This is a genomic window from Yersinia sp. 2542 StPb PI (assembly GCF_048593855.1).
In the GTDB taxonomy this organism is placed as follows: Bacteria; Pseudomonadota; Gammaproteobacteria; order Enterobacterales; family Enterobacteriaceae; genus Yersinia; species Yersinia enterocolitica_E.
The window spans coordinates 40348-50647 of record NZ_JAZGQA010000005.1 but is presented as its reverse complement, the minus strand read 5'-3'; the positions used below and the strand labels follow the sequence as shown (position 1 = coordinate 50647).

Genomic DNA, 10300 nt, shown 5'->3' with positions numbered 1-10300 from the left:
ATTTGAATCTAATATATATCGAGGGAAAGATTTAACAATAAATAAAGATGTCATATTTAAAGGCAGCATGTCTGGGGAACATGACTTAGATAAACTTCAACTTCGATATAAAGAAATTGAGAAACTGATAGAGTCTTATGACAAAGAAATAATCATGAATATGGGGTCATTGCCTGAGTTAAATAATAGCCTGGTTATTGTGTGCAAAACAAGTCCTAATGCCTTGGCGTTGATAAACTCTCTGCTGCTAAAATTATCAAATAAGCATGACACGCTTTGGACACGATTCGTGAATGCTATTGCTTCTGTCCTCTTTCCTGATTTATTCCAAGATAACAAAAATGTAAATATGCAGTTAGCAAACGATTTATTAGAATTAAAAGGGCTAATTACTGAATTAAGGAAATATACGGGTTATGACCAAGTGGTGCAAGCAAATTGGCTCTATGGACTGGTTACTCAGATATTCGTTAAGGGCACACCAGCCCAATACCCTTTCGACCCTCTCAATATATTATCCCCGGATCGTAAAGTTTGGTTAGCGCTGCAAAAGGAATGGCCTGTGCTGATAAAGCCTAAATCCACTGAACCAGAAGCTGCTCAATAGTTGAATCAAGATAAACTGCCGTTTCCGCACTTTGTTGTCGTGGCAGTTCGCGGTAAACTGGGGCTAAGTTTTGGCTCACTCATCAGGAAGCACTATGCATTGCCCGTTTTGTGCCGCTGTGGATACTAAAGTCATTGACTCCCGTCTGGTGAGCGATGGTTCGCAAGTGCGCCGCCGCCGCCAGTGTTTAGATTGTAATGAACGTTTTACCACTTTCGAAGTGGCAGAACTGGTGTTGCCGCGCGTGGTTAAAAGTGATGATGTGCGCGAACCCTTCAACGAAGATAAATTACGGCGTGGCATGCTGAAAGCATTAGAAAAGCGTCCGGTTAGCTCTGATGATGTCGAAACAGCAATAAGTCATATCAAATCCCAATTGCGCGCCACGGGCGAGCGGGAAGTTCCGACGAAAATGGTGGGTAACCTGGTGATGGAAGCCCTCAAACGGCTCGATAAAGTGGCCTATATTCGCTTCGCCTCGGTCTATCGTAGCTTTGAAGACATTCGTGAATTCGGTGAAGAAATTGCCCGTTTGCAGGATTAATTCGCGTCAAATGGTTATTTAGCGAGGGTCGCGCAGCCATAAAGCGACGCAATAAACGGAAGGAAAGCCATGCAGACTGATGAGTTCTATATGGCCCGCGCTTTTGAACTCGCGCGGTTAGGGCGGTTTACTACCTCGCCAAACCCAAATGTTGGGTGTGTATTGGTGCGTGATGGTGAAATTATCGGCGAAGGGTATCATTTGCGAGCCGGAGAGCCACACGCCGAAGTACATGCATTACGCATGGCGGGTGAGAAAGCGCGTGGTGCAACGGCTTATGTCACCCTTGAGCCTTGTAGTCACCACGGGCGCACGCCGCCTTGTGCGGATGCACTGGTGGCCGCTGGTGTAACCCGAGTCGTGGCGGCAATGCAGGACCCCAATCCGCAAGTTGCCGGGCGTGGGTTATATAAATTGAAACAGGCCGGGGTTGCAGTCGACCACGGTTTGATGTTGGCGGAAGCTGAAGCCGTGAATCTTGGTTTCCTAAAGCGGATGCGTACCGGTTTTCCTTATTTGCAATTGAAAATGGCGGCATCATTAGATGGACGTACCGCGATGGCCTCGGGTGAAAGCCAGTGGATTACGTCGCCACAGGCACGCCAGGATGTGCAGCGTTTTCGGGCTGAGAGTTCGGCGATTCTCAGTACCAGTGCCACCGTAATAGCGGATGACCCTTCGCTCACGGTGCGCTGGTCGGAGTTAGATGCCCAAACGCAAGCCTTGTATCCCCAAGATTCGCTGCGCCCACCGGTTCGGATTATATTGGATAGCCATAACCGTGTAACGCCTGAACACAAAGTGACACAACAAAATGGCCCATGCTGGCTGGCGCGGGTTGAGGCGGATCAGCAGCCATGGCCAGATAATGTCGAGCAGTTATTGTTACCTCGCCATGGTAATGGTGTGGATTTGGTATTATTGATGATGCAACTTGGCAAGCGGCAAATTAACTCAGTGTGGGTTGAAGCCGGGCCACAACTGGCAGGCGCACTATTACAGGCCGGTGTGGTTGATGAGTTAATTCTGTATATCGCGCCAAAACTGTTGGGTAGCGATGCCCGCGGATTGTGCCAGTTGGCTGGATTAACGCATTTAGCACAAGCCCCTGAATTTGTCTTCAGTGATGTACGTCAGGTGGGGCCAGACTTACGTTTGCGTTTGAAACCGAAGTATTAATTGAATTTTCCGGCAGAATTTCCCGAAGCTCAATCATCGTCTTGCCAAGCGTTTTGTAAATGCGCAGGGGCGGGGCGTGAAAGAATATGATAGAATCCGCCCCCCTGCGGGGTATGAACCCATATTGAGGAAAGCTATGAACGTTATCGAAGGTGTTGTTGCTACTCCTAATGCCCGCGTGGCGATTGCAATTGCGCGTTTTAACAACTTTATCAACGACAGTCTGCTGGAAGGTGCAATTGATGCCCTGAAGCGCATTGGTCAGGTAGCTGATGACAACATTACTGTTGTTTGGGTACCGGGTGCCTATGAGTTGCCGCTGGTTGCCAATGTATTAGCAAAAACAAATCGTTACGATGCGGTAATTGCGCTGGGTACGGTTATCCGTGGGGGAACTGCGCACTTTGAATATGTTGCTGGTGAAGCGAGTTCTGGCTTGGCAAGTGTAGCCATGAATAGCGATATTCCAGTCGCTTTCGGTGTGCTGACCACAGAAAGTATTGAGCAGGCAATTGAGCGTGCTGGTACTAAAGCGGGTAATAAAGGTGCAGAAGCTGCCCTGACCGCACTTGAAATGATTAATGTAATCAAAGCTATTAAAGGCTGAATTTAGTTAAGGGGAATTCCGTGAAACCTGCTGCTCGTCGCCGCGCTCGTGAGTGCGCTGTTCAAGCGCTTTACTCTTGGCAGTTGTCTAAAAACGACATCGCTGATGTTGAATTACAGTTCCTGTCGGAGCAGGATGTCAAAGATGTAGACATCTCCTATTTTCGCGAATTGCTGTCAGGGGTCGCAGTTAATGCCACATCTTTGGATGCGTTAATGACACCTTTTCTTTCCCGCCAGCTCGAGGAATTAGGTCAGGTTGAAAGAGCTATTCTGCGTATTGCACTGTTTGAACTGAGCAAACGTAATGATGTCCCTTATAAAGTGGCAATCAATGAAGCTATCGAACTGGCCAAAACTTTCGGTGCGGAAGATAGTCACAAGTTCGTAAATGGCGTGCTGGATAAAGTAGCTCCGACAGTACGTAAAAAGAAATAATATACCCAAAGTCATTGGCAGCGCTAACACCGCGTCAAGTGAAGAGGGATATGATTAAGGCCGGGAACCGGCCTTAATCATATATTGGTAAACACTCCTGGAATTGTATTATGGCATGTGGCGAATTTGACCTCATTGCCCGCTACTTTGACCGGTTTAGAAGTAATCGCCGGGATGTAGAGCTGGGTATTGGAGACGACTGCGCACTTCTCACCGTGGCAGAAAAACAGCTGTTGGCCATCAGTACGGATACACTGGTGTCGGGCGTTCATTTCCTACCGGATATCGATCCGGCCGATCTTGGTTACAAATCTTTAGCGGTAAACCTTAGCGATTTAGCTGCAATGGGTGCCGATCCTGCCTGGTTATCTCTTGCTTTAACCCTACCCAATGTAAATGAAGACTGGTTGCAGGCATTCAGTGATAGCTTATTTGATCAACTTAACTATTACGGTATGCAACTGATTGGTGGTGATACTACTCGTGGGCCATTGAGTCTAACGCTGACCATTCAAGGTTTGGTACCGGAAGGGCGGGCATTGACCCGAGCCGGTGCGCGAATTGGTGACTGGATTTATGTTACCGGTACGCTAGGTGACAGTGCCGCAGGACTGGCGATTTTGCAAAATGCGTTGCGAGTTGATAACGAAGCCGATAGGTCTGCATTAATTCACCGTCATCTGCGGCCACAGCCACGGGTGCTGCAAGGGCAGGCATTGCGCGACCTTGCCAGCTCTGCCATTGATATTTCCGACGGGCTGATTTCTGATCTGCAACATATCCTGAAAGCGAGCAATTGTGGGGCGCGTATTGAGTTGGATGCATTGCCTTACTCTGATGCGCTAACACGTCAGGTTGACGCTGAACAGGCTCTACGCTGGGCGTTGAGTGGTGGTGAAGATTATGAGTTGTGCTTTACCGTACCTGAGATAAACCGTGGTGCACTGGATGTCGCTCTCAGTAATACCGGCGCAGGCTATACTTGTATTGGGCAGGTAGGCCCGCAATCGGAAGGTGTTAAATTCTTCCGTGAAGGTAAGGCAGTACAACTGGATTTTCGTGGTTTTGATCACTTCTCAACAGGTAAATCCCATGGATGAAGCCAAACGCCGTTTGCGGTTAACCAATCCTTGGCATTTGCTGGCCACCGGCTTTGGTAGTGGTTTATCACCATGGGCACCCGGTACCATGGGGTCAATTGCGGCAATCCCATTCTGGCTGCTATTGATCCAGCTCCCATGGCAGCTTTATTCTTTGGCTGTAATGTTCAGCATCTGCATTGGTGTCTACATTTGTCATCGTACCGCCAAAGATATGCAGGTTCATGACCATGGCAGTATCGTTTGGGATGAATTTGTCGGCATGTGGATAACCCTGATGGCATTGCCCGTCAATCATTGGCAATGGGTCGCTGCGGGTTTTGTCGCGTTCCGAGTTTTTGATATCTGGAAGCCTTGGCCGATTCGCTGGTTTGATCGCAATGTCCATGGTGGCATGGGGATCATGATCGATGACATTATTGCCGGGGTGATTGCGGCGGCGATTATCTTTGTTATCGGGCACTATTGGCCAATTGATTTATTCTACTAATACCCGTCATCTTTCAAATTGCAGGTGCGTTGGCTGCATTCGCTTACCCGAATCACTGGCTCATGTCAGCTCATCGGGATGCACTTACTTGCCGCCTTCCTGCACCTTGAAATCTATAGGGTATGTGTGTGGTCATCTTTCAAATTGCAGGTGCGTTGGCTGCATTCGCTTACCCGAATCACTGACTCATGTCAGCTCATCGGGATGCACTTACTTGCCGCCTTCCTGCACCTTGAAATCTATAGGGTATGTGTGTGGTCATCTTTCAAATTGCAGGTGAAATTCGAACCAAGGGAAACACTCCGTTCGGGTCGTAGTGGCGCGAGCCACCGGAGCGGCTGTAGGAGTGGTCGGCCTTGGCTCAATCTGTGTAAATTAAGTTGTTATCACGCCAGCCACGTTTCAATCTGTCGTTGTATACCCGCAGCATCTAACCCAAACTCAGCGCGCATTTCCTCTTGTTCACCTTGTGGCACAAAGCTGTCCGATAAACCGAGATTCAGTACCGGCACTAATTGCCGTTTCGCCATCAGCAATTCATTCACACCACTACCCGCACCACCCATGATGGCGTTCTCTTCCACGGTGACTAATACCTCATGGCTGGCAGCCATTTCCAGTACCAACGCCTCATCCAATGGCTTCACAAAACGCATATCCACCAAGGTGGCATTGAGGTTATCGGCGACGAACTGGGCCTGAGCCAGTAAAGTACCAAAGCATAATATGGCAATCTTTTCACCTTCACGACGCACAGTACCTTTACCTATCGGCATGATCTCTAACGGTTTCAGGTCGGTACCGGTGCCGTTGCCGCGTGGGTAACGTACCGCCGCAGGGCCGTGGTGGTGATAACCGGTGTGAAGCATCTGACGGCACTCGTTTTCATCACTTGGGGTCATGATGACCATATTTGGAATGCAGCGCATGAATGAGAGGTCAAACGCACCCTGATGGGTTTGGCCATCCGCACCCACCAGGCCACCACGGTCAATAGCAAATAGAACGGGCAGGTTTTGGATGGCAACATCGTGAATCAGTTGGTCATATGCTCGTTGCAGGAAGGTGGAGTAGATAGCCACAATCGGTTTGTAGCCCCCAATGGCTAATCCTGCGGCAAAGGTCACTGCATGTTGCTCAGCGATAGCCACATCGAAATATTGCTGGGGGTATTCCCGAGAGAAACGCACCATCCCAGAGCCTTCGCGCATAGCAGGGGTGACGGCCATTAACTGGCTGTCTTTGGCGGCGGTTTCACATAACCATTCACCAAAAATCTTGGAGTAAGTCGGCAGGCTACCCTGGCTTTTCGGCAAAGTACCGGAGGCGGGATCAAACTTCGGCACTGCATGCCAGCCAATCGGATCTTTCTCAGCCGGTGCGTAGCCTTTGCCCTTTTTAGTCATGATGTGCAGCAGCTGCGGGCCTTTCAGGTCACGCATGTTTTTCAACGTTTGTGCCAATGCTTGCACATCGTGCCCATCAACCGGGCCAATATAATTAAAGCCTAACTCTTCGAATAAGGTACTTGGCACCACCATCCCTTTTAGGTGCTCTTCAGTCCGTTTCAACAGGTCTTTAATCGGTGGTAAGCCAGAAAATGCCTTTTTGCCACCTTCACGCAGGCTGGCATAGAGCTTACCCGATAATAACTGAGCCAGATGATTGTTCAAACCACCGACATTTTCTGAGATAGACATTTCGTTATCGTTGAGGATAACCAGCATGTCTGAGTGAATATCACCGGCATGATTCATTGCTTCGAAAGCCATACCCGCCGTAATAGCACCGTCACCGATAACACAAACAGTCCGCCGCCCTTTACCTTCCCGTTCAGCTGCGACAGCCATCCCCAGGCCTGCACTGATTGAGGTTGAGGAATGGCCAACCGAGAGCACATCATATTCACTTTCACCACGCCAAGGGAAAGGATGTAAACCATCTTTCTGGCGAATAGTACCGATCTGTTCGCGACGACCGGTTAATATTTTGTGAGGATAAGCTTGATGACCTACGTCCCACACCAGATGGTCGAAAGGTGTGTTGTAGACGTAATGCAACGCGACAGTTAGCTCGACTACGCCCAGCCCGGAAGCAAAGTGCCCACTGGAGCGACTGACGGACGCGAGCAAATACTGGCGTAGTTCATCACATAACTTCGGCAGGCTTTCTTTTGGCAACATGCGCAGTTCTTCAGGATTTTCTGCAAGTGCCAATGTCGGGTATTTGGCTATATCAAGGCTCATTCGATGCTCATATCAAAAGTGGGTGCATACCCTTAGAATCTGTTGCAGCAGAAGGGTTCGCTTTGCCTGACTGCAACGCTAAGTTCTTGGGGTATATCAGCGTTTATTAACGGTCAGTATATTTCTAATTATCACGCTCAATAATAAAACAGGCTAACGCCTGCAACGGCGCTATGTTATAGGATTGCTCTGACAAGGCATTCAGGGCGCTGAGCGCTTCCTGATACAGATCCATCGCTTTAGCTTTAGCGCAATCTAACCCCAGCAGTGCCGGATAAGTGCTTTTGCCGAGTTGTTGATCTGAACCCTGACGTTTACCAATTGTAGCTGTATCGCCAATAACGTCTAAGATATCGTCCTGAACCTGGAAGGCCAGACCAATGGCCTCACTGTACCTGTCAAGTAACGGTAACGCTTCGCGCCCTGCTGTGCCCGCAGCCAATGCACCGAGGCGAACCGCGGCACGGATCAATGCGCCGGTTTTGTGGCGGTGGATGCGTTCAAGCTCTTCCAGTGAAATCTGGCGCGCTTCGGCTTCCAGATCCAATGCCTGACCCCCACACATCCCCGCGACACCGCTGGCCTTAGCTAATTCGGCAATCATCGATAAGCGATCTTTATCTGCCACATCGGGCATCTCCGCTTCAGCCAGAATAGAGAACGCGAGCGTTTGCAGTGCGTCTCCCGCCAGAATGGCATTGGCCTCACCAAATTTCACATGGCAAGTCGGCTGCCCACGACGTAAATCATCGTCATCCATCGCCGGTAAATCATCATGAATCAATGAATAGGCATGGATACATTCAATTGCCGCCGCAGGAGCATCTAAATTAGTCAGCGACAGACCAAACATTTGGCCGGTGGCATAAACCAGATAAGGGCGCAGCCGCTTACCGCCGAGCACGGCACCATAACGCATGGCGGCGACTAAGTCGCTGTCGCCAAAGGGTAGCGGAGCAATAAAATCAAGCAGCGCCTGATTGACCCGTTGCTGATGAGCTGCAAGTTGATGATAAAAATCAGCAGATGAGTGGGCGATAGACATAAGGCTATTCAGTATCCGGGGTGAAAGGTGCCAAGGGTGCATCTACATCATCACTGAGAAGAACTTGCACTCGCTGTTCCGCTTGTAACAAGGTTTGCTGCCCCTGACGGGCCAGTTGCACACCCCGTTCGAATTCGTTTAACGCTTCTTCCAGCGGTAATTCACCGGACTCCAGGCGGGTCACAATCTGTTCCAGTTCACTGAGGGATGTCTCAAAACTGGTCACTTTGGTTTCTGGTGTTGCGGGTTTTTTCGCCATAGCTCTATTCGACTCGATATTTTTATGAAACGTAACATTAATGGTGCGTAACGCATTCCTGCTAATGAGGTTTTTTCTGAGAGTAACTCACCATACCAATTACATTCGGGCCAAAAAATTATTACCGGCTATTCTAGCGGATAATGAAGGGGAAATCGTGACGTTTAAGTCGGGTTTTTAGTACGCAGTGGCACGTCTAATAGTGATATACTCCTCGGCTTGCATGTTTTCGCTAAAGCCTTTGACTGTTGCTATCAATAGCAGCGCCATCACTCCATAACCAGACAACTAAAGACCGCCATGAAGTTTATCATTAAATTGTTCCCAGAAATCACCATCAAGAGTCAATCTGTGCGATTGCGCTTCATTAAGATCCTTACTACGAATATCCGCAATGTACTGAAAAACCTTGAGGACGATACCCTCGCGGTAGTCCGTCATTGGGATCATATTGAAATTCGTACCAAAGATGACAATCTTGGCCCGGTTATCTGTGATGCGTTGACCCGCGTGCCGGGGATTCACCATATTCTCGAAGTAGAAGATCGCAGCTACACCGATATGCACAATATTTTTGAGCAGACACTGGCAGCCTATCGCGAGACACTGATCGGGAAAACTTTCTGTGTGCGGGTGAAGCGCCGCGGTAAGCATGAATTTTCGTCAGGTGATGTTGAACGCTATGTTGGCGGCGGTCTGAATCAACATATTGAAAGTGCAAAAGTTAAACTGACCCATCCTCAGGTTACGGTTCATTTAGAAATTGATCAGGACAAACTGACACTGATCAAGGCGCGTCATGAAGGGTTGAGTGGCTTCCCGATCGGCACACAAGAAGATGTGTTATCGCTGATTTCAGGCGGTTTTGACTCGGGTGTGTCCAGCTATATGCTGATGCGTCGTGGTTGCCGCGTGCATTATTGCTTCTTCAATCTCGGCGGCTCGGCTCATGAAATTGGTGTCAAGCAGGTAGCTCATTATCTGTGGAACCGTTTTGGCAGCTCCCATCGGGTGCGTTTTGTTGCTATTGATTTTGAACCGGTTGTCGGCGAAATTCTCGAAAAAGTCGAAGATGGTCAGATGGGCGTAGTACTCAAGCGCATGATGGTGCGTGCGGCATCGCAGGTTGCAGAACGTTATGGTGTGCAGGCACTGGTTACCGGTGAAGCACTGGGGCAAGTTTCCAGCCAAACATTAACCAATCTGCGGTTAATTGATAATGCTTCAGACACCCTGATTTTGCGCCCACTGATTTCCCATGATAAAGAGCACATCATTAATCTGGCGCGGCAAATAGGCACTGAAGATTTCGCAAAAACCATGCCGGAATATTGCGGCGTGATTTCCAAAAGCCCTACGGTGAAAGCGGTCAAAGCCAAGATTGAAGAAGAGGAGTCCCACTTTGATTTCTCTATTCTGGACCGGGTCGTCAGCGAAGCTAAAAACGTTGATATTCGTGAAATTGCCGAGCAAAGCCGTGAGCAGGTTGTTGAGGTTGAAACCGTTGCTGAACTGGCCGATACCGATGTGTTGCTGGATATTCGCGCACCGGATGAGCAGGACGAAAAGCCGCTTAACGTGGGCAGTGTAGAAGTTCACGCATTACCGTTCTATAAACTGAGTTCGCAATTCGCCAGTCTGGATCAGAGCAAGACTTATCTGCTGTATTGCGATCGCGGGGTGATGAGTCGTTTGCAGGCGCTTTACTTGCGTGAGCAGGGGTATACAAACGTAAAAGTGTACCGCCCTTAGTTTTTGAATAATTGACGGCTACTGCGGGTGTGGA

Annotated in this window: 11 protein-coding genes; 8 read left to right on the top strand and 3 right to left on the bottom strand. The window is 49.1% G+C overall.

The window, feature by feature from the left end; all coding sequences use genetic code 11:
- The 7 genes from V1952_RS01800 to pgpA all read left to right on the top strand — a co-directional run.
- Positions 1-607: hypothetical protein (locus V1952_RS01800; protein WP_420074247.1), on the top strand; the 607-nt coding region annotated here is incomplete at its 5' end.
- 94 nt (positions 608-701) lie between these two features.
- On the top strand, positions 702-1151 hold the full coding sequence (gene nrdR / locus V1952_RS01795) for a transcriptional regulator NrdR (RefSeq protein ID WP_005182112.1): 450 nt from the start codon (positions 702-704) through the stop codon (positions 1149-1151).
- Between the two features lie 69 nt (positions 1152-1220).
- A complete protein-coding gene (gene ribD, locus V1952_RS01790) occupies positions 1221-2330 on the top strand; it encodes a bifunctional diaminohydroxyphosphoribosylaminopyrimidine deaminase/5-amino-6-(5-phosphoribosylamino)uracil reductase RibD (RefSeq protein ID WP_420074246.1) in 1110 nt (369 codons plus the stop codon).
- A gap of 136 nt (positions 2331-2466) precedes the next feature.
- Positions 2467-2937: a 6,7-dimethyl-8-ribityllumazine synthase gene (ribE, locus tag V1952_RS01785; RefSeq protein ID WP_005182120.1), complete on the top strand. Its 471-nt coding sequence runs from the start codon at positions 2467-2469 to the stop codon at positions 2935-2937.
- A gap of 20 nt (positions 2938-2957) precedes the next feature.
- On the top strand, positions 2958-3374 hold the full coding sequence (gene nusB / locus V1952_RS01780; protein WP_083160059.1) for a transcription antitermination factor NusB: 417 nt from the start codon (positions 2958-2960) through the stop codon (positions 3372-3374).
- A gap of 110 nt (positions 3375-3484) precedes the next feature.
- Complete coding sequence (gene thiL / locus V1952_RS01775; RefSeq protein WP_083160057.1) at positions 3485-4474, top strand: thiamine-phosphate kinase; 990 nt, start codon at positions 3485-3487, stop codon at positions 4472-4474.
- On the top strand, positions 4467-4964 hold the full coding sequence (gene pgpA / locus V1952_RS01770) for a phosphatidylglycerophosphatase A (protein ID WP_338628848.1): 498 nt from the start codon (positions 4467-4469) through the stop codon (positions 4962-4964). The genes thiL and pgpA overlap by 8 nt, the downstream gene beginning before the upstream one ends.
- Before the next feature lie 386 nt (positions 4965-5350).
- Here pgpA and dxs read toward each other — a convergent pair whose 3' ends face one another.
- The 3 genes from dxs to xseB all read right to left on the bottom strand — a co-directional run bounded on the left by dxs (position 5351) and on the right by xseB (position 8514).
- Positions 5351-7210 (bottom strand): 1-deoxy-D-xylulose-5-phosphate synthase, encoded by a 1860-nt coding sequence (gene dxs / locus V1952_RS01765; protein WP_420074245.1) that lies wholly within the window; start codon positions 7208-7210, stop codon positions 5351-5353.
- A 124-nt stretch (positions 7211-7334) separates the two neighbouring features.
- Positions 7335-8255, bottom strand: a complete 921-nt coding sequence (gene ispA / locus V1952_RS01760) for a (2E,6E)-farnesyl diphosphate synthase (RefSeq protein ID WP_372558186.1) — start codon at positions 8253-8255, stop codon at positions 7335-7337.
- Positions 8256-8259: 4 nt separating this feature from the next.
- Positions 8260-8514, bottom strand: a complete 255-nt coding sequence (xseB, locus tag V1952_RS01755) for an exodeoxyribonuclease VII small subunit (RefSeq protein WP_372558187.1) — start codon at positions 8512-8514, stop codon at positions 8260-8262.
- Positions 8515-8814: 300 nt separating this feature from the next.
- On the opposite strand from xseB, the gene thiI reads away from it, so the two are divergent.
- Positions 8815-10266 carry a tRNA uracil 4-sulfurtransferase ThiI gene (thiI, locus tag V1952_RS01750; protein WP_372558188.1) on the top strand — a complete coding sequence of 484 codons (1452 nt, stop codon included), beginning with the start codon at positions 8815-8817 and terminating at the stop codon, positions 10264-10266.
- Positions 10267-10300 lie beyond the last annotated feature (34 nt).